We start from the raw sequence: 20,851 nt of genomic DNA, 5'->3' as shown, positions 1-20,851 counted from the left end.
GCCCCGGAAACGGGGCTTTTCCTCAGTCCGCAAAGGCGTATCGATCATGCGTAAGACTGCCTTTATCGCCCTGCTTTGCCTGTCCGGCCTGACCCAGGCTGCCCAGATGCCCGTCGCTGCCCTGCCCGGCGGCGTACTCGTCTACAAGAACGTGCAAAGCATTCGTGAACGCAAGTTTGCCGACATCGTCGAACAAAAAACCGATTTCAGCTGCGGCGCCGCCGCACTGGCCACGGTACTGCGCCAGGCTTATTGGCTCGACGTCGATGAAGAGCACATCATCAAAGGCATGCTGGTCAACGCTGACCAGGACCTTGTGCGTACTCAAGGTTTCTCCATGCTGGACATGAAACGCTACATAGAAAGCATCGGCATGCGCGCCAGGGGCTACAAGATTCCACCGGAAAAACTCGACGACGTAACAATCCCGGTGGTGGTACTGATGGAAATTCGCGGCTACAAGCATTTCGTGGTGCTGCAGCGTTCGGACAAGGATTGGGTTTATATCGGAGATCCAGTCTTAGGCCATAAACGCTACGCCCATGATGACTTTGTCAAAGGTTGGAACGGCATCGTCTTCGCCATCGTCGGCCCCGGTTATGACAAAACCAATGCATTGCGCATGCCGCCGACCCCGCTGACCGCGAAGAACAAGCTGGATAACTTCAACCCTGTCAGAGATGCCGAATTGATGGACTTCGGGTTCATACAGAGCGACTTCTTTTAATCGCCGATTATAAAGAATGGGGCTGGATGTCCCGGGAGCAGCAGATGAAAACCTCATACTGGCTGGCCGCCGCCTGCCTGGCAGCGAGCGCGTCAGGCTATGCCAATGCAGGATTCAAACCCATCGAAGTTCAGGATCAGGAGCTGTCCCAGCTTCGCGGTCGTTATGTCATGCCGGGGCGGATCATCAGCTTCGGCATTGTCATGAGCAGTACCTGGCGCAACGCCAGCGGTGATCTGATCGGCGCTGCGACGTCGATGCAAATCCAGGCCGCCACGATCAAACCGGAATTCTATGTCTCGACCATCAAGGAACAGGGCAACGGCAGCACCCCGACTCCGGGCACTGGCAATGTCATTGGTGGCGCGGCACTCAACAGCAGCCAGGGCGTGACCCAAAGCGTACGCGCCGCCGGCGACGGCAACACCGCCAGCAACAATGTGGCCATCAATGTAAAAGAAGCCAACACCCCTCCGCCGCTGGCACCCGCACAAGGCCAGGCCCTGATGGCCGGGCAGACTATCGGGGCCAGCAATGCCGCTGGCAGTGTCGCCGTTTCCGCCACCAACAGTGGCGTGCAAATGGCCATTCAGGCCTCGGGCAATCAAGGCACCGCCCTGCAACAAGTGGCCCAGGGTGGCCTGCTGCAGAACACCCGCCTGCTCGGCAGCGCCAACGTGGTCAACAACATGACCCAACTCAATGTTGTGCTTAACAATAACGGCATCAGCCCCGGCGCACTGGACTGCAACCTGACTCAACTCAGGGCACTACGCAATATCGGATATTGAACTACGCTGAGTCTCGATCATTGGGCTTAAAGGGACGGCTTATTCATGTATCGATCAGTATCACTGCGTGCCGCTGTATGTCTGAGTACTCTTCTACCCGCGGCGATGCTGCAAGCAGCACCCGACGCAGATGTGGAGACCCTGAAACAGGAACTTCTGGAGCTGAAGCAACGATACGAAGTGCAACAAAAGGCCCTGGCGGTGCTCGAACAACGGGTCCGTCAGGTCGAAGATCAACCGGCAGCCCCGCAACCCAAACGGCTGGCCAAGTCGCCGTCTGACATGAAAGGCAATCCAAAAGTCGCGACCGGTACCGGGGCTCCCGGAGTTGGCGCGGCAGCAGCGTCGGGGGGCGCCGCCGGGGGCAGTGGCGCTTCTTACGGCCAGTCGCTGGCCGACGATTCGCAACCGGCACAGAGTGTGTCCAACCTCTACGACGAAGCCAGCGGCTTCTTCGGCGGCGGTAAATTCAGCTTTGAAACCGGCGTGACCTACTCGCGTTACGACACCCGACAGCTGATCCTCAACGGCTTCCTCGCGCTGGACTCGATCTTTCTGGGCAACATCAACCTCGACCGGATCAAGGCCGACACCTGGACGCTGGACCTGACCGGGCGCTACAACTTCGACAACCGTTGGCAGTTCGACGTGAACGTGCCGGTGGTTTACCGCGAATCGACCTACCAGTCCGGTGGCGGCAACGGTGGTGCGTCCAACGTCACGACGGAACAGGATGTTTCGCGTGATCCGACCATCGGCGACGTCAACTTCGGCATCGCGTACAAGTTCCTCGACGAGTCGGTCAACACGCCGGACGCCGTGGTCACCCTGCGGGTCAAGGCGCCAACCGGCAAGGATCCGTTCGGCATCAAACTGCGCCAGACCGACGCCAACTCCAACCTGTTCGTGCCTGACACACTGCCAACCGGTAACGGTGTCTGGTCGATCACACCCGGGGTTTCGCTGGTCAAGACGTTCGACCCGGCAGTGCTGTTCGGCAGCTTGTCCTACACCCACAACCTGGAGGAGTCGTTCGACGACATCAGCTCGACCGTCAACCAGAAAACCCCGGGCAAGGTCAGCATTGGCGACAGCTTCCAGATCGGCGCCGGTATTGCGTTTGCACTGAACGAAAAGATGAGTATGTCGTTTTCGATGTCTGATCTGGTGCAACGCAGGAGCAAACTCAAACCCGATGGCGGGGATTGGCAATCGGTGGTGTCCAGTGACGCCAACGCAGGCTACTTCAACGTCGGCATGACCATTGCCGCCACGGACAACCTGACTATCGTGCCCAACCTGTCGATCGGCATGACCCCGGATGCCCCCGACTTTTCCTTCAGCCTGAAATTCCCGTACTACTTCTAAAGCAAAAGATCGCGGCCTGCGGCATCTCCTACAGGGTTAATCCCTGTAAGAGTTGCCGCAGGCTGCGATCTTTTGGGCTTTGGTCTCTAGCGAATCTGGTGTTTGTGCAGCAGGCGATAAAACGTCGGCCGCGACACGCCCAGTACTTTCGCCGCCACACTAAGGTTGTCGCTGTGGCGGTTCAACACATCGCACAGCGCCTGGCGTTCGGCGCGCGTCTTGTAGTCTTCCAGCGTACCCATCGGCGTCGAAATCGTGTGCTGACTGAGCAATCCCAGGTCCCGGGCTTCGATCTGTCGGCCTTCCGCCAGAACCAGACCCCGTCGCACTCGGTTGGCCAGTTCTCGAACGTTGCCTGGCCAGTCGTGCTTGCCCATGGCGATCAACGCATCCTCACTGAAGCTGCGCGGGCGGCGGCCGGTTTCGTGGCTGTAGAAATGCGAGAAATGGTTGGCCAGCATCGACAGATCACCGTGGCGCTCGCGCAATGGCGCGGTCACCACTTGCAGCACATTGAGGCGGTAATACAGGTCTTCGCGAAAACGCTTTTTCTCGATCGCCGCTTCGAGGTCGACGTGGGTGGCCGCCAGCACGCGCACATCAACCGGGATCGGCTGACTGCCACCCACGCGCTCGATGTGTTTCTCCTGCAGAAAACGCAGCAGATTGGCCTGCAATTCCAGCGGCAGATCGCCGATTTCATCAAGAAACAGCGTGCCACCATTCGCGGCCTCGATGCGCCCGACCTTGCGCTGATGCGCACCGGTGAAAGCGCCTTTTTCGTGGCCGAACAGTTCGGACTGAATCAAGTGTTCGGGAATCGCCCCGCAATTGATCGCCACAAACGGCTTGCTGTGGCGCTGGGACTGGCGGTGCAGCGTGCGCGCCACCAGTTCTTTACCGGTGCCGCTTTCACCGCGGATCAGTACCGGGGATTCGGTCGGTGCCAGTTTGCTCAATAATTTGCGCAGTTCGCGGATCGGCTTGCTGTCGCCGAGTAACTCGTGTTCAGGCTGGTCGACGTGAATCGTGCCTTGCCCGCGCAAACGCGCCATGCCGAACGCGCGGCCCAGGGTCACCTGAACCCGTGAGACATCGAACGGCAAGGTGTGGAAATCGAAAAACCATTCGCAGACGAAGTCACCGACGTTCTGCAACCGCAGGACTTCCTGGTTCAACACTGCGATCCACTCTGTGCCGCTACGGCTGATCAGTTCCTTGACCGCTTCGGGACGTTCAAGGTGAAAAGGTTGCAGTCGCAGCAGCCCGACATCGCATGTCCGATCGGCGGCATTTTCCAGGGTACAACTGTCGACATCCCAGCCCACCGCGCGCAATCCGGGTAACAGGCGATGGCAGTCGTCACAAGGGTCGACTACCAATAAACGTCGTAACGCTGGCGCTTCGATCATGACTGTTCCTTGGCGCCAAATTTAAGGAAATTATTGTAAAAACAGTCATTTGGCAGACCCGACTGTAACATTAGCAAGAAATTGACAGGGCCTTGTATCGATTGCTTATAGGTGTACAAGCTAACGAGTTATAAGAAGCAAGTTTATTAGTCAGCTATCGAGTTGCTATCTTTCACCAGGCTTTCAAAAACGTTCGGAATGTTGAGCCTGAGCAATTAAGTTGAAATTTCTTTGTTTCGTGTGTGACCTGCCACGGGGTTGCGTGCATCAGTACAAGTAACCAGCCGAACGGTAAGCCCAACCGACGGCACATCACTTGATTGGGCACGACAGAGAGAAGACCCCAATGACCGCCCCGCTCCGTATCAACGAAGCTCTTTTGATTGCCAACCACGCGTTCAAACCCTTTCAGTGCGTGGCCTGGGCCCCTCAAGACGGCAATGGCGAACTGAACCTGACCGTCATTGATCGTACCAACTCGCACATCGGTCGCCAGCAGATTCCGAGCAGCGCCTACTCCGATCCAGCGCAACTGGAACTGCTGTTGCAACAGGCCCGCGCCGAATTGAGCAAAGAAGGTTACCTGCTGCAATCGTGGTCGATGCCACATTGATCAGAGGCTGATGCGGATGACTTTCACGTCATCCGCTCTTTTCTTTGTTAGTTATCCGCTGCTGTTTATCTTCAATACTTCTGTACAACTTTCTTCAACCTGCCAGGCGCCACTGCTTGGCAGGCTTTCGTTTGGTTCAAAAAGACACTGTTATGGCACAGTGCGACCCTCCACCTGTTAGTTCTGTCAGTTGAACTTGCGTGTATTCAGGGATTGAATGTTCCGCTCATGCAGTTACCGCCCATTCGGGCCTGGTCAACTTGCAAGGAGAGGCATGCATGTCACCCGAGAACGCCTTTGCGCGCCCGGCACTACTCAACAGTTCCGGGCAACTCGACAAACAATTTGCCAATACTGGCGTTGCCCAAGTGTATTTCGCCGGCAGTGTTTCCAGCATGACTCAGGGTGTCGCACTGGATCGACAGGGGCGCGTGCTGGTCGCCGCCAAGGTCGGCACTGCTCAAGGCAGTCGTTTCGGTCTGGCACGCCTACTCGCGGACGGTTCGGCCGACCTCGCTTTCGGCCAGCATGGCAGCGTGATTGGCGAGTTCGAACGCGGTTTTGAGGCCACCGGTGGCAAGGTCCAGGTATTGCCCGACGGACGAATCCTGCTGGCCGGGCTGCATTATCAAAATGCCCATCGCACCCTGCCCGCCCTTGCCCTGTTCAGCACCGAGGGTATCCCCGACCTGAGCTTTGGTGAAAATGGCTGCAAAGTAGTGCGCCTGCCCGGCGACCTGTCCATCGGTTCCCGCGATTGCTGGCTGCCTCCCGGCGTACCGGGTGCTGAAGCCTGTGACATCGCCGTGCAGGAAGACGGGCATATTCTGCTGATCGCCAATCACCATTTCGAACTCGCCGACCATGCCGGAATGCTGATCCGCCTGACGCCAGACGGGACGCTCGATGCAAGCTTCAATGGCCGCGGTTTCGTGATGATTCGACATTTGCTGCTCAACACGTGGCTCAGCAGCCTCGTATTGCAGAAGGACGGGCGGATCCTTGTCGCCGGCTCAATTGATTTTCCCCAGGAGGGGCTGGTGGCGCGCTACCTGCCTGACGGGCGTCTTGATGAGCGCTTCGCGGTGGATGGCTTCCTGGCTTTCAAAGCCAACGGCAAAAGCGCGATGGTCTGTCAGGTCATCGAGTCAAAGGAACATCTGCACTGTTTTGGCAGCAGTCGCGATCCGATCCGCTGCCTGGCGCTGAGCCTGCACCCTAATGGCCGCCCGGACTGGCGCAACGACACTGGCCACCCGCATCTGCTGGAAATCGGTCCCAGTGGTTGCCAGTGGAGCGCCGCGCAACGCATGGCGGACGGTCGGATCATGGCGGTGGGTGCAACGATCGGCGGCGTCGAGGCCGACTTCATCGTTGCTCGCTATAAAGCTGATGGCCATCTCGACCGAAGCTTCGGCAACGGCCACGGCTGGTTGCGCACGCGCCTGGGCCGCAGCCTGGATACCGCCAATTCTCTCGCGATCCAGCCAGACCGGAAAATTCTTGTCGGCGGCTACTCGCTCGACGGCAACTACCGTGCCATGGTCGCGCGCTATCTGAATCAATAACTCTCCAGACTTGAACTTGCCAGGCACTTGCGGCAACTTGCGCGCTTCTTAATACAAGGAGCAACCGATGTCCGGTTCACTGGCCCAGGCGTTCGCGCATAATTTTCTCGGGCACTCGCCCCGCTGGTACAAGGCGTGCATCGTAGGGTTCCTGATCCTCAACGCCGTGGTGCTGTTCACTGTCGGCCCGGTCGCCGCCGGCTGGCTGCTGGTGATCGAATTCATTTTCACCCTGGCCATGGCCCTCAAGTGCTATCCATTGATGCCCGGTGGTTTGTTGCTGATCGAAGCCCTGCTGCTGAAGATGACCTCACCACAGGCCCTGTACGATGAACTGGTGCACAACTTCCCGGTGATCCTGCTGCTGATGTTCATGGTCGCGGGCATCTACTTCATGAAGGATCTGCTGCTGTTTCTGTTCTCACGGTTGCTGCTGGGCGTGCGCTCCAAGGCGCTGCTGGCGCTGATGTTCTGCTTTCTCTCAGCTTTTTTGTCGGCGTTTCTCGATGCCTTGACCGTAACCGCGGTGATCATCAGCGCGGCGGTCGGCTTCTATTCGGTCTACCACCGCGTGGCCTCGGGCAATGATCCGCGTCAGGACAGCGAATTCAGCGACGACCGCCATCTGCCGGCCCTGCACCATGAAGACCTGGAGCAATTCCGCGCATTCCTGCGCAGCCTGCTGATGCACGGCGCGGTCGGCACCGCACTCGGCGGTGTCTGCACCCTGGTGGGTGAGCCGCAGAATCTGCTGATCGGTCATGAAATGGGCTGGCACTTCGCAGAGTTTTTCCAGAAAGTCGCGCCGGTTTCGTTGCCGGTGCTGGCGGCGGGTCTGGTGACCTGCGTGCTGCTGGAAAAACTGCGCTGGTTTGGCTACGGCACCCTGCTGCCGGACAACGTCCGCGCCGTGCTGGCCAATTACGCCGCCGAAGACAACGCCGAACGCACCCCGCGTCAGCGTGCCGCCCTGCTGGTGCAAGGCGCTGCCGCATTGATCCTGATTGGTTGCCTGGCGTTTCACGTCGCGGAGGTCGGGCTGATCGGCCTGATGGTGATCGTGCTGATCACCGCGTTCACCGGCATCACCGACGAGCATCGTCTGGGCAGCGCGTTCAAGGACGCCATGCCGTTCACTGCATTGCTGGTGGTGTTTTTCGCCGTGGTCGCGGTGATTCACGATCAACAACTGTTCGCGCCGCTGATCCAGTGGGTGCTGGCGCTGCCGGCGGAGCAACAGCCGGGCATGCTGTTCATTGCCAACGGCCTGCTCTCGGCGATCAGCGATAACGTGTTCGTCGCCACGATCTACATCACCGAAGTGAAACAGGCTTTCCTGTCCGGGCACATGAGCCGCGAGCATTTCGAGACCCTGGCGATCGCGATCAACACCGGTACCAATCTGCCAAGCGTGGCGACGCCCAATGGTCAGGCGGCGTTCCTGTTCCTGCTGACCTCGGCGATTGCGCCGCTGGTGCGCCTGTCGTACGGGCGGATGGTGTGGATGGCGTTGCCGTACACCGTAGTGATGGGGTTGCTCGGCTGGTATGCGGTAAGTTACTGGCTCTGACAACATGCGATTAAAACTGTGGGAGCGGGCTTGCTCGCGAATGCTGAGTGTCAGGCACTTGATGTATTGACTGATGCACCGCATTCGCGAGCAAGCTCGCTCCCACATTGTCAGGGCGGTGAGCCAATGGCGCTGGCAACTCTCGATCAACCGGTATGAGCAGGCTCACTCCCACATTGGCAGGCGCTCAGCCAATGGCTCTGACTACACGCGATTAAAACTGTGGGGGCGGGCTTGCTCGCGAATGCTGAGTGTCAGGCACTTGATGTGTTGACTGATGCACCGCATTCGCGAGCAAGCTCGCTCCCACATTGTCAGGGCGGTGAGCCAATGGCGCTGGCAACTCTCGATCAACCGGTATGAGCAGGCTCACTCCCACATTGGCAGGCGCTCAGCCAATAGCTCTGACTACACGCGATTAAAACTGTGGGAGCGGGCTTGCTCGCGAATGCTGAGTATCAGGCACTTGATGTGTTGACTGATGCACCGCATTCGCGAGCAAGCTCGCTCCCACAGTTTGTTTCCGGGTGAATCAGCGACCGAGGATGTACTTCTCGATCGCCTGCGCCACGCCGTCGTCGGTGTTTGGCGCGGTGACCACGTCAGCCTGGCGCTTCACCGCCTCTTCCGCCTGCCCCATGGCAATCGACAATCCCGCGCAATGGAACATCGCCGGGTCGTTGCCGCCATCGCCAATCGCGGCGGTCTGCGCCAGCGGGATATCGAGGTGCGCGGCAATGGTTGCCAGTGCGGTGCCCTTGTTGGCCTCCAGCGCCGTCACGTCCAGGTACACCGGTTGCGAACGCGAAACCTGAGCCATGCCGCTGACTTTGGCTAACAGGCGCGCCTCAAGCTCGATCAGCAGATCGGTGTTGTTACTGGTGGCGACGATTTTGTCGATGCGCTCCAGGTACGGCTCGAAACTCTCGACCACCACCGGCGGATAACCGAGGCCGTGCTGTTCGCGCGGCACCATCGGCCCGTGCGGATCCTTGAGCAACCAGTCGCCACCGCTGAACACCCAGATCTCCACATCCGGTTGGTCAGCGAACAACGCCAGAGCAATCAGCGCGGTCGGCACCGGCAGGTAATGCGCCACCAACAGACTGCCATCCGGATTGACGATGGTGCCGCCATTAAAGGCGGCGGTCGGCAGATCGACACCCAAGGCTTCGATCTGCTGCAACATGGCCTTGGGCGGGCGTCCGGTCGCCAGACTGAACAACACGCCGGCCTCGCGCAGCGAACGAACGGCGTCAATGGTGCGCTGGCTCAGACTGTGATCGGGCAGCAGCAGCGTGCCGTCCATGTCACTCAATAAAAAGCGGATCGATTCACTCATCCCAGACCATGCCAGACGCGACCATCGCGAGTCAGCAGATCATTGGCGGCTTGCGGGCCGTCTTCCCCGGCAGCGTAAGTCTGCACACTCGCATCCTGTTGCCAGGCATCGAGGAAGGGCTGCACCGCGCGCCAGCCGTTCTCGATGTTGTCGGCGCGCTGGAACAGCGTCTGGTCGCCGGTCAGGCAGTCGTAGATCAGCGTTTCGTAGCCGGTGGACGGCTGCATCTCGAAGAAATCCTTGTAGGCAAAACCCAGCTCGATGTTGGCCATGTTCAACGCCGGCCCCGGCCGTTTGGCCAGCAGGTCGAACCACATGCCTTCGTTAGGCTGGATCTGAATACGCAGATAGGTCGGCTGCAACTCGTCGACCTCGGTATCCCGGAACTGCGCGTACGGCGCCGGTTTGAAGCAGATGACGATCTCGGTATCGCGCACGCTCATGCGCTTGCCGGTACGCAGGTAGAACGGCACGCCGACCCAGCGCCAGTTGTCGATCATGACTTTCAGCGCGACGTAGGTTTCGGTGTTGCTGTCAGGCGCCACGTTGGCTTCCTGGCGATAGCCATTCAACGCTTTACCATCGACTTCACCGGCGCGGTATTGACCGCGTACCGAGTTGGCTCGCGCCTCTTCAACGCTCCATGGACGGATCGCGCCGACCACTTTGGCCTTCTCGCCGCGCACCGCATCAGCGCCGAACGCGGCCGGCGGTTCCATGGCGACCATTGCCAGCAGCTGGAACAGGTGATTGGGCACCATGTCACGCAGCGCACCGGTGTGCTCGTAAAAACTGCCACGGGTTTCGACGCCGACGGTTTCCGCCGCGGTGATTTGCACGTGGTCGATGTAATGGTTGTTCCAGAATGCTTCGAACAGGCTGTTGGAGAACCGGCTGACCAGAATGTTCTGCACGGTTTCCTTGCCCAGGTAATGGTCGATCCGATAGATCTGTTTCTCGGACATGACCTTGAGCAGGCAGGCGTTCAACGCTTCGGCAGTTTGCAGATCGGAGCCGAACGGCTTCTCGATGACCACCCTTCTGAATGCTTCCGGGGTTTCCTCCAACAACTTGGCGGCGCCGAGACGGCGTACCACTTCACTGAAGAAACGTGGCGCGGTGGCCAGGTAGAACACCGCATTGCCAGTGCCGCTGTCGGCAATTTTTGCCGCCAGCGCGGAATAAGTGCTGTCGTCCAGGAAGTCGCCCTGGACGTAGCTGATGCCTTTGGCGAGCTTGGCCCACAAGGCCGGATCAAGCATCTGATCGCCCTTGCCGACTTTCGCCGCCACTTCGGTACGGATGAAGTCTTCGAGTTTTTGCGCGAAGGCTTCATCGGTAATGGCGTTGTGATCAACGCCGACGATCCGCAGATTTTCGTCCAGCAAGCCGTCGCGACTGAGGTTGTACAGCGCCGGCATCAGCAAGCGCTTGACCAGGTCGCCGTGGGCACCGAACAAAAACAGCGTGGTCGGTGGTGCGGGTTCTGCCTTGGATTTTCTGCGGATCGTATGGGTCATTTCTTCGGTGTCTCCACGTGGCCGCCGAAGCCGAAGCGCTGGGCCGAGAGAATCTTGTCGCCAAAAGTGCCCTGACCGCGCGAGCGGTAGCGCGAGAACAGCGAGTTGGACAGCACCGGAACCGGCACCGCCTGCTCCATGGCCGCTTCGATGGTCCATTGACCTTCGCCGCTGTCAGCCACCGAACCGGAGAAGCCGTCGAGTTTCGGATCGCTGGCCAGTGCGTCGGCGGTCAGGTCGAGCAGCCAGGACGAGACCACGCTGCCACGACGCCAGACTTCGGCGATGTCGGCCACGTTCAGGTCGAAACGCTGATCTTCCGGCAGACGCTCGCTGGACTTGGTCTTGAGGATGTCGAAGCCTTCGGCGAACGCGGCCATCATGCCGTACTCGATGCCGTTGTGAATCATCTTCACGAAGTGCCCGGCACCGGCAGGACCGGCGTGGATGTAGCCGTGCTCGGCGCGGTGATCCTCGGATTTGCGATCCCTGGTGCGCGGAATGTTGCCCATGCCCGGCGCCAGCGCTGCGAACAGTGGGTCCAGACGGTTCACGGTCTCGGCGTCGCCGCCGATCATCATGCAGTAGCCGCGCTCCAGGCCCCAGACGCCGCCGGAGGTACCGACGTCGATGTAGTGCAGGCCCTTCTCGGCCAGGGTTTTCGCCCGACGAATGTCATCCTTATAGTTGGTGTTGCCGCCATCGATGATGGTGTCACCGGCTTCCAGCAAGTCGCTCAGAGTGTTGATGGTGTCTTCGGTCGGCGCGCCGGCCGGCAACATGACCCATACGGCACGTGGCTTGGCCAGGCCTGCCACCAGAGCGGGCAGGTCGGCAACGCCGGTGGAGCCCTCGGCGACCAGGTTATCGATGAAAGCGGTATTGCGGTCGTAAACAACGGTGGTGTGACCGTTGAGCATCAGACGTCGCGCAATATTGCCGCCCATGCGGCCCAGTCCAATAATCCCGAGTTGCATGTGCTGATGCTCCTTACTACAAATAAATGTGTGTCATTGGTTATAGCCCAACGCGACTGATGGAGGTTAGTCCAGAGCGTTGCGATGAAGTTTCCGGGCATTGTGCCCGATCCAGAGTGATAACGCCCCGAATCCTGCCGAAGACACACCGACCATGAAAAATAAAAAAGTTCCATTCACGGGCAAAAGAAATCAAAATTGGCGCCGATAGCAAGTCAGTAGCCCCGACGCGGGGACGATTTGCAGTTGAGACACGCCATTTGCGAGGTGAGCAATGGGCACAGTACACACAGCAATGCCGCCACAAACCCTGTACGTCACGATCCGTCGCGATGAATTGCGCCAGTTGAAAGACGAGCGCGACCAGTTGAAGCAGGAGCTGGCGCAGCTGCGCTCGCTGACCCAGGGCGCTCAGCCCAAACCTCTGCCGGTGGTCCAGCGCCATCCGCACGCCTGACCTGCCCCGCCAGCTTCGGGAACGGCGCCTGTCGTTCCCGACATGATGCTCCCCTGCCCCTGATCGGCAACTAACGAAGTTTTCACACTGCCTTGGTGATACTCCGGCCCATTCTGGCCGTGCGTTTGCGCGCGGCTTCCGTTCGTCGGTTTGATGTAGCGCTCCGACGGTGGTTTGTGACGATGAGCTGGAGTGCTGAATGGCATTGTTCAAACGCAGCAAAACGACTGCGACAGGTTTCGACTGGGCCGGGGTTCTCTGGCTGTTCGCTTTCTTCTGGTATTTCTCGGGCATCACCCAACTGTTGATTCAGCTGACCGGCACCTCCGGTTTCAGCGGTTTCCGTCAGGCCTTCGTGATGAGCGCGCTGTGGCTCGCCCCGATGCTGGCGTTTCCCAAACGCACCAAACTGCTGGCCGCGCTGATCGGTATCGTCCTGTGGGCCTGCTCAATGGCCAGCCTGGGTTATTTCTTCATCTATCAGCAGGAATTCTCGCAAAGCGTCATCTTCATCATGTTCGAGTCGAACATCTCTGAAGCCGGCGAATACATGACCCAGTACTTTGCCTGGTGGATGATCCCGGCGTTCCTCGCCCATACCGCTTTCGCCTATTTCCTGTGGACCCGCCTGCGCCCGGTGTACATGCCCCGAGGCCGCGCGTTCGTGGCTGCGATCGCGATCGTTTTCGCCGTAGTCGGCTACCCGCTGATCAAACAGACCCAACGTACCGGCAGTTTCGCCGGCGGTTTCGAGAAGTTCGAAGACCGCATCGAGCCAGCCGTGCCTTGGCAGATGGCGGTGGCTTACCACCGTTACCTCGACACCCTGGCCGGCATGCAGGACATGCTGCACAGCACCAGCAAAGTGCCGCCGCTGCATAACCTCAAGGTGACCGATGCCGATAAACCATCGACACTGGTGCTGGTGATCGGCGAGTCGACCAACCGTCAGCGCATGAGCCTGTACGGCTATGGACGCAAGACCACGCCGGAACTGGACAAGCTCAAGGATCAGCTCGCGGTGTTCGACAACGTCATCACCCCGCGCCCTTACACCATTGAAGCGCTGCAGCAGGTCCTGACCTTCGCCGACGAAGAGAACCCTGATCTGTACCTGTCCACGCCGTCGCTGGTCAGCATGATGAAACAGGCCGGTTACAAGACCTTCTGGATCACCAACCAGCAGACCATGACCAAGCGCAACACCATGCTCACGACCTTCTCCGAGCAGGCCGACGAGCAGGTGTACCTGAACAACAACCGCAACCAGAACGCCGCGCAGTACGACGGTGACGTGATCGAGCCGTTCAACAAGGCGCTGACCGACCCGGCGCAGCGCAAGCTGATCGTCGTGCACTTGCTCGGTACTCACATGAGCTACCAGTACCGCTATCCGCCGACCTTCGACAAGTTCCAGGACCGTACCGGCGTGCCGGCCGGCGTACGTGACGATCAGGTGCCGACCTACAACAGCTACGACAACGCCGTGCTGTACAACGATTTCGTGGTGTCCAGCCTGATCAAGGACTACGCCAAGTCCGATCCGAACGGTTTCTTGCTGTACCTCTCCGACCACGGTGAAGACGTGTTCGACTCCGCCGGCCACAACACCCTCGGCCGTAACGAGAACAAACCGACCGCGCCGATGTACACCATTCCGTTCATGGCCTGGGCGTCGCCGAAATGGCGCGAGAACCACGACTGGAACTTCGCCGCCGACCTGGGCCGGCCGTACAGCAGCTCGCACCTGATCCACACCTGGGCGGACATGGCCGGTTTGAGTTTCGATGAACTGGACCGCAGCAAGAGTCTGGTCAGCGACAGCTTCAAACCGCGTCCGCTGATGATCGGCAACCCGTACGAACGCGAGCAGCGCGCCTTGATCGACTTCAGCCTGATGAAGCCGAAAAAGGTCGACCCTGCCGCAGCGAATGTCGTGCAGCAGTAACCGCTCGGAAGGCATCGGTTTCGAGAGATCGCAACCGGTGTAACGCATAAAGAAAAAGCTCCGTATCGCAAGATACGGAGCTTTTTTCGTTTTGGGCGGTCAGGTAGCCCGCTTTATGGGGCTCTACTGTACCGCCTGAGGGAAATCGGAGCAGCCAGCATGCTCGCACGTACCCTCCTCCCTGCAAGAGCAGCCAGCGCGCTCACAGGGCGCCAGTAAATTGCACCACCAGAATCAAGGATTGTACCAGCACAAAAACAAACGCCCCGAACAAGTCGGGGCGTTTGTGGATGCGTTCACTTGGGTGCTTTCACACCCTTCGCGATGCAGGTCCGGCGCTATCAGTAAGCCTTGCCGGTCTTGTAGAAGTTCTCGAAGCAGAAGTTGGTGGCTTCGATGTAGCCTTCGGCGCCACCGCAGTCAAAACGCTTGCCCTTGAACTTGTAGGCCATGACGCAGCCGTTCTGGGCCTGCTTCATCAGGGCGTCGGTGATCTGGATTTCACCACCCTTGCCTGGCTCGGTCTGTTCGATCAGGTCGAAGATGTCCGGAGTCAGGATGTAACGACCGATGATTGCCAGGTTCGACGGCGCGTCTTCCGGCTTAGGCTTCTCGACCATGCTGTGTACGCGGTAGATGTCGTCGCGGATCATCTCGCCGGCGATCACGCCGTACTTGCTGGTTTCCTGCGGATCGACTTCCTGAATGGCGATGATCGAGCAGCGGAACTGCTTGTACAGCTTGACCATCTGGGTCAGTACGCCGTCGCCTTCGAGGTTGACGCACAGGTCGTCCGCCAGTACCACGGCGAACGGTTCGTCACCGATCAGCGGGCGACCGGTGAGGATCGCGTGGCCCAGACCTTTCATTTCGGTCTGACGGGTGTAGGAGAACGAGCACTCGTCGAGCAGCTTGCGGATGCCGACCAGGTATTTCTCCTTGTCGGTGCCTTTGATCTGGTTTTCCAGCTCATAGCTGATGTCGAAGTGGTCTTCCAGAGCGCGCTTGCCACGACCGGTCACGATCGAGATTTCAGTCAGGCCAGCGTCCAGAGCTTCTTCAACGCCGTACTGGATCAGTGGCTTGTTTACCACCGGCAGCATTTCTTTGGGCATGGCTTTAGTCGCTGGCAGGAAGCGAGTACCGTAACCGGCTGCTGGGAACAAGCATTTCTTGATCATATAAGTCCTTGAAAGGGCTGTGTGTACGAGTTTCGGCGCAGTCTAATCAGGCGGCGTGCACCTTACAATGCCCCGCACTGGCTAACCGATGCCAACATAGAGAAATATTCTCGCCGATAGTTCCGTTGGCGACTTCGACCCGCGAAAACAGAGTAGCTCAAACACGCAAATGCGCTGCATCACCATACGCTCATCATCCCCCAATGTGAGGATTTGTCGGTATCATGGCGCCTTTGAACCAGCGAACGAGACAGATAGATGGCCGCGGTAAAAATCATCAACGGGTATGTGATCGACAAGAAAGACGGCAAGTGGAACCTGACCACGACCAATGGCGAACACATCGCCGGTCCTTTCGACAGCGAGCAGCTGGCGACTGATGTAGCGTCGGTATTCACCGACACCCCTGCGTCGTCCAAACGCCGTGGCAAAGATCAGGACTGATCTGTTGCGACATGCGCCGAGCCCTGCCCTTGTGCAGGGCTTTTTTGTGGCCGCGCGCAGCCTGATGAAAACAAGTGGCCAATCGCTATAACCTTTTCATGCTGGCGCTGTCAGAGCGTTTAGCCCCTCCCTCGCTGAAGACGACACACTTATGAACATGAACAGAATGCTGCCGCTGATCGCGGTATTGGCCCTCGGTGGCTGTGCCACCTCGGAAACCACCTACCTGAACAACGGCGAACAGGGCTTGAGCATCGACTGCTCCGGGGAAGCCAACTCCTGGGCCACCTGCTACGAGAAGGCTGACGCCTCCTGCGCGGGCACCGGCTATCGCATCGTCGGTACCGACGGCACACCGGCGCCCAAGGAAAGCGACAAGACCCTGGGAGTCGATGTCGGCAACTACAAGAACCGCAGTGTGGTGGTGGTCTGCAAATAGACCTTACATGTGGATCTCGGCGAACTTGATCCCGAGCCCGCGCACGATCTCGATCAGGTCGTCGAGCCGGGCAAAGGATTCGACTTCGTCGTTATCGTCCACCAGAAAATAGCTGCGACCGGCGCTCTTCTTGAAAAACACGATCCACTCGCCCGAGTTCGCCGGATTTTGAATCACATGCGTGGCAGAGATAAGGCCCTCTGCATGCCGTTCCCGTACTTGCTCTCGCTTCATGCGCGACTCCAGAAATGAAAATGCCGCCACAGCAAGACTGTGACGGCATCGGTGCTGATGGACGCTATTCTATCAGCCGGAAATACAGGCATTGGCGGCGTTTTGCACGTCACGGGGACGAACCGGCACATTGGACATCCGCTCATGCAGCTTGATGCTGCTGCCGCCGGAACGGTCTTCGATATCAAACACCGCAGCCGCGCCGGTGGAAAATTTCCCGGGAACAATCACTCGCACGCCATCCTTGTGCGGCTGCATCTGCAGCGCGCCTCGGCTGTTGGCAAGCTTGTCGGCCAGGCACTGAGCATACTCATGGGGTTTCTTGCCGGAAATCACGCTCATGGTGGGCAAGGTTTCGTTGATTTCGGAAACACTCGCGCAACCACCCACGACCAACATCAACGGCAGACACACCACACCCCACTTCATACAAATACCTCCCATAAAGACCCTCGGACAGCAGTAATGCCATTTTTCTCCGAGGCTTACTCCATTAAACCCGCATGGAATCGCGAATAACTGTTTTTAATTGTCAAAGCAGCGCTCGACGGCGGGATAATAACCCGTTCGGGCTGATAAACTGCGCCAATCGCACATGCTATCGTTTTGATTTTGTAGAAAAAGCCCTTCTGGAGGCGCCCATGAAATTCATTCACCAGCGCGAGCACCTCAACGAAGACGACATCGTCGTCATCCAATGCTCGCAAACCTGCAACATCCGCTTGATGAACGACGCCAACTTCCGCGCGTTCAAGAACGGCGGCCGCCACACCTACCACGGCGGCGCTTTCGACACGTTTCCTGCGCGCATCACCGCGCCGAGCACCGGTTTCTGGAACATCACCATCGACACCGTCAACCGTCGCGCCATCAGCGTCACGCGCAAGCCGACCCTGACCCACTCGATCAAGATCATCCGCCGCTCCAGCTCCAAACTGAGCTGAGTCGCCCCTAACGCAAAGGTAAGCACGACCGTGGCCCAAACGACCAAATACGTCATCAAATACAAGCTCAACGGTGAACGCCGTTTCGAGTTCGCGCAACTGGAAAACGGCACCGTCGAAGAGGCCAAGGCCGCACTGGACGCCATCCATGGCACCACCGAAGACGTGATCAGCGACATCGCCGTGAGCAAAGCCCTGTAACGCAACACTCGGGATTCGACCGCAAGCGGCGGAGTGTTCTGCCGCCGGTATTTGCCCAGACTGACAGCCTCGACCAAAGGGTTCAGGAGTCAGAATGTCAATGTCCCCGTCTCGGCTGGATGCGCTCGATTGGGCAAGCCTCGAACAGCATCTGGATCAATATGGCTATGCCATCGTCCGCTCGTTGCTGTCGGCGCAAACCTGTGAACGCTTGAGCGCCCTGTATTCGCAGACCGAACCGTTTCGTTCGCAGGTCATCATGGCCCGCCACGGTTTCGGTCGCGGGGAATACAAGTACTTCAGCTATCCCCTGCCGACAGCCATCGAACGTCTGCGCACTGCGTTTTACCCGCGCCTGGTGCCACTGGCCAACCGCTGGTACGAACGCATGAATGTGCCTGTACGCTTTCCCGCAACCCATTCCGAGTTTGTGCAGCGCTGTCAGGCTGCCGGCCAGCTGCGGCCGACACCCTTGCTGTTGCAATACGGCCCGCAGGACTACAACTGCCTGCATCAGGATCTGTACGGAGAACTGGTTTTCCCACTGCAAGTGGCGATTCTTCTGTCGCAGCCCGGAGAGGATTTTGCCGGTGGTGAGTTCGTCCTGACCGAGCAGCGTCCACGCATGCAGTCGCGCCCGCACGTTGTGGCTCTGCACAAGGGTGACGCGGTTATATTCGCGGTCAACCAGCGCCCGGTCAGCGGCACACGCGGCGATTATCGAGTGACCATGCGTCACGGCGTCAGTCGCCTGCACAGCGGAAATCGGCATACTCTGGGCATCATCTTCCACGACGCATCATGAACGCCATGCACCCGACCACCTTCGACCTGTTCGCCGACCACGAACCCGAGCAACAACCCCGCGCCGAGCAGATCGGCGAACAATCGTGGGTGTTGCGCGGCTTCGCCCTGCCGGTGATCGATCAACTGTTGCCAGCGCTGGAAGCCATTCTCGCCGTAGCACCGTTGCGCCACATGATGACCCCGGGCGGTTTCAGCATGTCGGTGGGCACCAGCAGTTGCGGAACCCTGGGCTGGATCACCGACCGTAGCGGTTATCGCTACAGCACCGTCGACCCGCTGAGTGGCCAGCCCTGGCCGGCGATGCCAGAAGTGTTGTCGGAACTGGCGCGCAAAGCAGCACAGCGCGCTGGATTTGCCGACTTTCATCCAGACTCCTGCCTGATCAACCAATATGTCCCCGGCGCGAAAATGTCTTTGCATCAGGACAAAGACGAAAAAGCCTACGCGGCGCCGATCGTTTCGCTGTCATTGGGGTTGCCGGCGATGTTCCTGTTCGGTGGTTTTGCCCGTAGCGACAAAAGCCAGCGCATCCCTCTGCTACATGGCGACATGGTGGTCTGGGGCGGGGTTGATCGCTTGCGCTTTCACGGCGTGCTGCCGATCAAACCCGGGCGGCATCCGCAGTTGGGCGAACGCCGGATCAACCTGACCTTGCGTGTCGCCGGGTGAACTGAAAAGTTTGACCGCAAGGCCCGGAGTGTTACCAACATCGCCGCTGGTTAACCTGAATCAAACAGGTCAACGGACTACTCGCCATGAAAAAGCTTTCACCCCTCATCGACGTTGAAACCGATCCACGCTGGGCCGCCGTCGTTGCACGGGACCCGCGGGCCGACGGACAGTTTGTCTATGCGGTGAAAACCACCGGCATCTATTGCCGCCCCAGCAGCCTTTCGCGTTTGCCCAAGCCGCAGAACGTCGAGTTCTTCGAAAGTGCTCAAGCTGCCGAGGCGGCGGGTTACCGCCCAAGCAAGCGCACCCGCAAGGATCAGACTGAAGTCGCCAGCCAGCACACCGCGACCGTGGCGATGGCCTGTCGGCAGATCGAGTCGAGTGAAACAGTGCCCGCACTCAATGAACTCGCCGAAACCGCCGGCCTCAGCCCTTTCCATTTTCATCGGGTGTTCAAGGCCGCAACCGGCCTGACACCAAAGGGTTACGCGGCGGCGCATCGTTCGCGCCGGGTGCGTGAACGGCTCGCGGATGGCGGCACGGTGACCGATGCGCTGTACGACGCGGGTTTCAATTCCAACAGCCGCTTTTATGAGTCAGCCGACAAGGTGCTGGGGATGAAACCCGGTGACTACCGCGCTGCAGGTCGCAACAACGACATTCATTTTGCCGTTGGCCAATGTTCGCTCGGGGCGATTCTGGTGGCACAGAGTGAGCGCGGCGTGTGCGCGATTCTGTTGGGCGACGATCCGCACCAACTGGTGTGCGATCTGCAGGATCAGTTCCGCAACGCAAACCTGATTGGCGCCGACGCCGGATTCGAGCAATTGATCGCCAAAGTGGTGGGTTTCATCGAAGCGCCAGCGCTGGGCCTCGACTTGCCACTGGATGTGCGTGGCACAGCGTTCCAGGAACGGGTGTGGCAGGCGTTGCGGGAGATTCCAGTGGGTCGCACCGCCAGTTACGCCGAAATCGCCCAACGCATTGGCGCGCCAACCTCCATGCGCGCCGTGGCGCAAGCCTGCGGCGCCAACCGTCTGGCCGTGGCAATCCCCTGCCATCGCGTGGTGCGTAGCGATGGCAATCTGTCGGGGTATCGCTGGGGCGTAGAGCGTAAGCGCCAGTTGCTGGAACGCGAAACCCAGTCTTAGCGCACGCCGATGTAGACCGACACGGACTCGGGGCCGGTGTAGGCCTCGAAGTCGGTAGCGTAACGGCGCTGAATCTGCGGATTGGCTGCAAAGAAGTCCCAGATCTTTCCCCAGGTCGAGATGACCGCGTCTGGCAACGGCCCCTGCGCTTCGAACACCAGATACTCGCCCGCTTCGATCCGCACGGACTCAAAGTCTTTGACTGAAGCATTCATGGCAACGCCAGCGGTAACGTCAAACGCACCCGAAGCATCCGACTCGTAAGCCGAATACACGCCATAAATCGGCGAATGGGCTGACTTGCCGGGAATGGATTCGGCCAACTCCTCGCCGAAAAACCGGCCCCACATCGGGCCGATTTTCGCGGTTTCGGGTTGGTGCTCTGCGGCGTTGGTGGTGCGAACCTGCAGGCCAGCAACGGTGAAGGCGTCGATTTGCTGTCGTTTCAAATCCATCGAAATTGCGGCTCCCTGTATAGAAGTGCG

At 59.1% G+C, this 20,851-nt stretch carries 23 protein-coding genes; 15 read left to right on the top strand and 8 right to left on the bottom strand.

From position 1 onward, the window contains the following. Positions 1–46 precede the first annotated feature (46 nt). From M0808_RS20070 to M0808_RS20060, 3 genes are read left to right on the top strand one after another with little or no spacing between them, the layout of a single operon-like run. Entirely contained in the window at positions 47–727 is a 681-nt protein-coding gene (locus M0808_RS20070) for a C39 family peptidase (RefSeq protein ID WP_007964629.1), read from the top strand. A 44-nt stretch (positions 728–771) separates the two neighbouring features. Beyond that, positions 772–1,518 carry a hypothetical protein gene (locus M0808_RS20065; RefSeq protein WP_027612700.1) on the top strand — a complete coding sequence of 249 codons (747 nt, stop codon included), beginning with the start codon at positions 772–774 and terminating at the stop codon, positions 1,516–1,518. A gap of 45 nt (positions 1,519–1,563) precedes the next feature. Then, complete coding sequence (locus tag M0808_RS20060; protein ID WP_098964145.1) at positions 1,564–2,886, top strand: hypothetical protein; 1,323 nt, start codon at positions 1,564–1,566, stop codon at positions 2,884–2,886. Positions 2,887–2,972: 86 nt separating this feature from the next. On the opposite strand, the gene M0808_RS20055 is transcribed toward M0808_RS20060, so the two are convergent. Beyond that, a complete protein-coding gene (locus tag M0808_RS20055; protein WP_098964146.1) occupies positions 2,973–4,298 on the bottom strand; it encodes a sigma-54 dependent transcriptional regulator in 1,326 nt (441 codons plus the stop codon). Positions 4,299–4,644: 346 nt separating this feature from the next. Here M0808_RS20055 and M0808_RS20050 point away from each other — a divergent pair, with 346 nt between their 5' ends. The 3 genes from M0808_RS20050 to nhaB all read left to right on the top strand — a co-directional run bounded on the left by M0808_RS20050 (position 4,645) and on the right by nhaB (position 8,049). Continuing rightward, positions 4,645–4,911 (top strand): hypothetical protein, encoded by a 267-nt coding sequence (locus tag M0808_RS20050; RefSeq protein WP_003225374.1) that lies wholly within the window; start codon positions 4,645–4,647, stop codon positions 4,909–4,911. A gap of 278 nt (positions 4,912–5,189) precedes the next feature. Beyond that, a complete protein-coding gene (locus M0808_RS20045) occupies positions 5,190–6,479 on the top strand; it encodes a hypothetical protein (RefSeq protein ID WP_247842219.1) in 1,290 nt (429 codons plus the stop codon). A gap of 67 nt (positions 6,480–6,546) precedes the next feature. Then, the gene (gene nhaB / locus M0808_RS20040; protein WP_096796548.1) at positions 6,547–8,049 is read left to right on the top strand and encodes a sodium/proton antiporter NhaB; all 1,503 of its coding nucleotides are present in this window, start codon (positions 6,547–6,549) and stop codon (positions 8,047–8,049) included. A 532-nt stretch (positions 8,050–8,581) separates the two neighbouring features. Here nhaB and M0808_RS20035 read toward each other — a convergent pair. The 3 genes from M0808_RS20035 to gnd are packed head-to-tail and all read right to left on the bottom strand — an operon-like array spanning position 8,582 to position 11,888. Then, positions 8,582–9,391 (bottom strand): HAD family hydrolase, encoded by an 810-nt coding sequence (locus tag M0808_RS20035; RefSeq protein ID WP_096796547.1) that lies wholly within the window; start codon positions 9,389–9,391, stop codon positions 8,582–8,584. After that, a complete protein-coding gene (zwf, locus tag M0808_RS20030) occupies positions 9,388–10,911 on the bottom strand; it encodes a glucose-6-phosphate dehydrogenase (RefSeq protein ID WP_047598529.1) in 1,524 nt (507 codons plus the stop codon). The genes M0808_RS20035 and zwf overlap by 4 nt, the downstream gene beginning before the upstream one ends. Further along, positions 10,908–11,888, bottom strand: a complete 981-nt coding sequence (gene gnd, locus M0808_RS20025; RefSeq protein ID WP_098964149.1) for a phosphogluconate dehydrogenase (NAD(+)-dependent, decarboxylating) — start codon at positions 11,886–11,888, stop codon at positions 10,908–10,910. Before gnd ends, zwf begins: the two co-directional genes overlap by 4 nt. A gap of 274 nt (positions 11,889–12,162) precedes the next feature. Between gnd and M0808_RS20020 the strand changes: the two genes are divergently transcribed. Both M0808_RS20020 and M0808_RS20015 read left to right on the top strand, forming a co-directional pair. Then, positions 12,163–12,345 (top strand): DUF6026 family protein, encoded by a 183-nt coding sequence (locus tag M0808_RS20020; protein ID WP_007964649.1) that lies wholly within the window; start codon positions 12,163–12,165, stop codon positions 12,343–12,345. 199 nt (positions 12,346–12,544) lie between these two features. After that, complete coding sequence (locus M0808_RS20015) at positions 12,545–14,293, top strand: phosphoethanolamine transferase CptA (protein ID WP_135295891.1); 1,749 nt, start codon at positions 12,545–12,547, stop codon at positions 14,291–14,293. A 341-nt stretch (positions 14,294–14,634) separates the two neighbouring features. Here the strand turns inward: M0808_RS20015 and galU are convergent, their stop codons facing one another. Then, positions 14,635–15,474 carry a UTP--glucose-1-phosphate uridylyltransferase GalU gene (gene galU / locus M0808_RS20010; RefSeq protein WP_007912230.1) on the bottom strand — a complete coding sequence of 280 codons (840 nt, stop codon included), beginning with the start codon at positions 15,472–15,474 and terminating at the stop codon, positions 14,635–14,637. 258 nt (positions 15,475–15,732) lie between these two features. Here galU and M0808_RS20005 point away from each other — a divergent pair, with 258 nt between their 5' ends. Further along, positions 15,733–15,918, top strand: a complete 186-nt coding sequence (locus tag M0808_RS20005; protein ID WP_007964653.1) for a hypothetical protein — start codon at positions 15,733–15,735, stop codon at positions 15,916–15,918. 151 nt (positions 15,919–16,069) lie between these two features. After that, positions 16,070–16,357, top strand: coding sequence for a hypothetical protein (locus M0808_RS20000; RefSeq protein ID WP_007964655.1), 288 nt, complete (start codon positions 16,070–16,072; stop codon positions 16,355–16,357). A gap of 3 nt (positions 16,358–16,360) precedes the next feature. On the opposite strand, the gene M0808_RS19995 is transcribed toward M0808_RS20000, so the two are convergent. Both M0808_RS19995 and M0808_RS19990 read right to left on the bottom strand, forming a co-directional pair. Next, the gene (locus M0808_RS19995) at positions 16,361–16,591 is read right to left on the bottom strand and encodes a hypothetical protein (protein ID WP_027612691.1); all 231 of its coding nucleotides are present in this window, start codon (positions 16,589–16,591) and stop codon (positions 16,361–16,363) included. A 72-nt stretch (positions 16,592–16,663) separates the two neighbouring features. Next, complete coding sequence (locus M0808_RS19990; RefSeq protein ID WP_027612690.1) at positions 16,664–17,020, bottom strand: hypothetical protein; 357 nt, start codon at positions 17,018–17,020, stop codon at positions 16,664–16,666. 212 nt (positions 17,021–17,232) lie between these two features. Here M0808_RS19990 and M0808_RS19985 point away from each other — a divergent pair, with 212 nt between their 5' ends. The 5 genes from M0808_RS19985 to ada all read left to right on the top strand — a co-directional run bounded on the left by M0808_RS19985 (position 17,233) and on the right by ada (position 20,366). Continuing rightward, positions 17,233–17,535, top strand: coding sequence for a DUF1883 domain-containing protein (locus M0808_RS19985; protein WP_024164475.1), 303 nt, complete (start codon positions 17,233–17,235; stop codon positions 17,533–17,535). Between the two features lie 30 nt (positions 17,536–17,565). Further along, a complete protein-coding gene (locus tag M0808_RS19980) occupies positions 17,566–17,736 on the top strand; it encodes a hypothetical protein (protein ID WP_096796544.1) in 171 nt (56 codons plus the stop codon). A gap of 94 nt (positions 17,737–17,830) precedes the next feature. Continuing rightward, on the top strand, positions 17,831–18,541 hold the full coding sequence (locus tag M0808_RS19975; protein ID WP_098964151.1) for a 2OG-Fe(II) oxygenase: 711 nt from the start codon (positions 17,831–17,833) through the stop codon (positions 18,539–18,541). Between the two features lie 5 nt (positions 18,542–18,546). Continuing rightward, complete coding sequence (gene alkB / locus M0808_RS19970) at positions 18,547–19,212, top strand: DNA oxidative demethylase AlkB (RefSeq protein ID WP_247842295.1); 666 nt, start codon at positions 18,547–18,549, stop codon at positions 19,210–19,212. Between the two features lie 86 nt (positions 19,213–19,298). Further along, positions 19,299–20,366 (top strand): bifunctional DNA-binding transcriptional regulator/O6-methylguanine-DNA methyltransferase Ada, encoded by a 1,068-nt coding sequence (ada, locus tag M0808_RS19965; protein ID WP_247842218.1) that lies wholly within the window; start codon positions 19,299–19,301, stop codon positions 20,364–20,366. On the opposite strand, the gene M0808_RS19960 is transcribed toward ada, so the two are convergent. After that, positions 20,363–20,821, bottom strand: a complete 459-nt coding sequence (locus tag M0808_RS19960; RefSeq protein ID WP_247842217.1) for a GyrI-like domain-containing protein — start codon at positions 20,819–20,821, stop codon at positions 20,363–20,365. The two genes, ada and M0808_RS19960, sit on opposite strands and share 4 nt — an antisense overlap. Between the last annotated feature and the right edge of the window lie 30 nt (positions 20,822–20,851).

It is taken from the genome of Pseudomonas sp. MWU12-3103b (assembly GCF_023100615.1).
Classification (GTDB): domain Bacteria; phylum Pseudomonadota; class Gammaproteobacteria; order Pseudomonadales; family Pseudomonadaceae; genus Aquipseudomonas; species Aquipseudomonas putida_A.
This window is presented reverse-complemented; position numbering and strand designations above follow the sequence as displayed.

Coding starts and splice junctions, on each gene's coding strand:
- M0808_RS20065 (WP_027612700.1), top strand. CDS start 772: ATGAAAACCTCATACTGGCTGGCCGCCGCCTGCCTGGCAGCGAGCGCG.
- M0808_RS20020 (WP_007964649.1), top strand. CDS start 12,163: ATGGGCACAGTACACACAGCAATGCCGCCACAAACCCTGTACGTCACG.
- gnd (WP_098964149.1), bottom strand. CDS start 11,888: ATGCAACTCGGGATTATTGGACTGGGCCGCATGGGCGGCAATATTGCG.
- M0808_RS19995 (WP_027612691.1), bottom strand. CDS start 16,591: ATGAAGCGAGAGCAAGTACGGGAACGGCATGCAGAGGGCCTTATCTCT.
- M0808_RS20060 (WP_098964145.1), top strand. CDS start 1,564: ATGTATCGATCAGTATCACTGCGTGCCGCTGTATGTCTGAGTACTCTT.
- ada (WP_247842218.1), top strand. CDS start 19,299: ATGAAAAAGCTTTCACCCCTCATCGACGTTGAAACCGATCCACGCTGG.
- M0808_RS20070 (WP_007964629.1), top strand. CDS start 47: ATGCGTAAGACTGCCTTTATCGCCCTGCTTTGCCTGTCCGGCCTGACC.
- zwf (WP_047598529.1), bottom strand. CDS start 10,911: ATGACCCATACGATCCGCAGAAAATCCAAGGCAGAACCCGCACCACCG.
- M0808_RS19985 (WP_024164475.1), top strand. CDS start 17,233: ATGAAATTCATTCACCAGCGCGAGCACCTCAACGAAGACGACATCGTC.
- M0808_RS19990 (WP_027612690.1), bottom strand. CDS start 17,020: ATGAAGTGGGGTGTGGTGTGTCTGCCGTTGATGTTGGTCGTGGGTGGT.
- M0808_RS19975 (WP_098964151.1), top strand. CDS start 17,831: ATGTCAATGTCCCCGTCTCGGCTGGATGCGCTCGATTGGGCAAGCCTC.
- galU (WP_007912230.1), bottom strand. CDS start 15,474: ATGATCAAGAAATGCTTGTTCCCAGCAGCCGGTTACGGTACTCGCTTC.
- M0808_RS19960 (WP_247842217.1), bottom strand. CDS start 20,821: ATGGATTTGAAACGACAGCAAATCGACGCCTTCACCGTTGCTGGCCTG.
- M0808_RS20005 (WP_007964653.1), top strand. CDS start 15,733: ATGGCCGCGGTAAAAATCATCAACGGGTATGTGATCGACAAGAAAGAC.
- M0808_RS20015 (WP_135295891.1), top strand. CDS start 12,545: ATGGCATTGTTCAAACGCAGCAAAACGACTGCGACAGGTTTCGACTGG.
- M0808_RS20055 (WP_098964146.1), bottom strand. CDS start 4,298: ATGATCGAAGCGCCAGCGTTACGACGTTTATTGGTAGTCGACCCTTGT.
- M0808_RS20035 (WP_096796547.1), bottom strand. CDS start 9,391: ATGAGTGAATCGATCCGCTTTTTATTGAGTGACATGGACGGCACGCTG.
- M0808_RS20000 (WP_007964655.1), top strand. CDS start 16,070: ATGAACATGAACAGAATGCTGCCGCTGATCGCGGTATTGGCCCTCGGT.
- M0808_RS20050 (WP_003225374.1), top strand. CDS start 4,645: ATGACCGCCCCGCTCCGTATCAACGAAGCTCTTTTGATTGCCAACCAC.
- alkB (WP_247842295.1), top strand. CDS start 18,547: ATGCACCCGACCACCTTCGACCTGTTCGCCGACCACGAACCCGAGCAA.
- nhaB (WP_096796548.1), top strand. CDS start 6,547: ATGTCCGGTTCACTGGCCCAGGCGTTCGCGCATAATTTTCTCGGGCAC.
- M0808_RS20045 (WP_247842219.1), top strand. CDS start 5,190: ATGTCACCCGAGAACGCCTTTGCGCGCCCGGCACTACTCAACAGTTCC.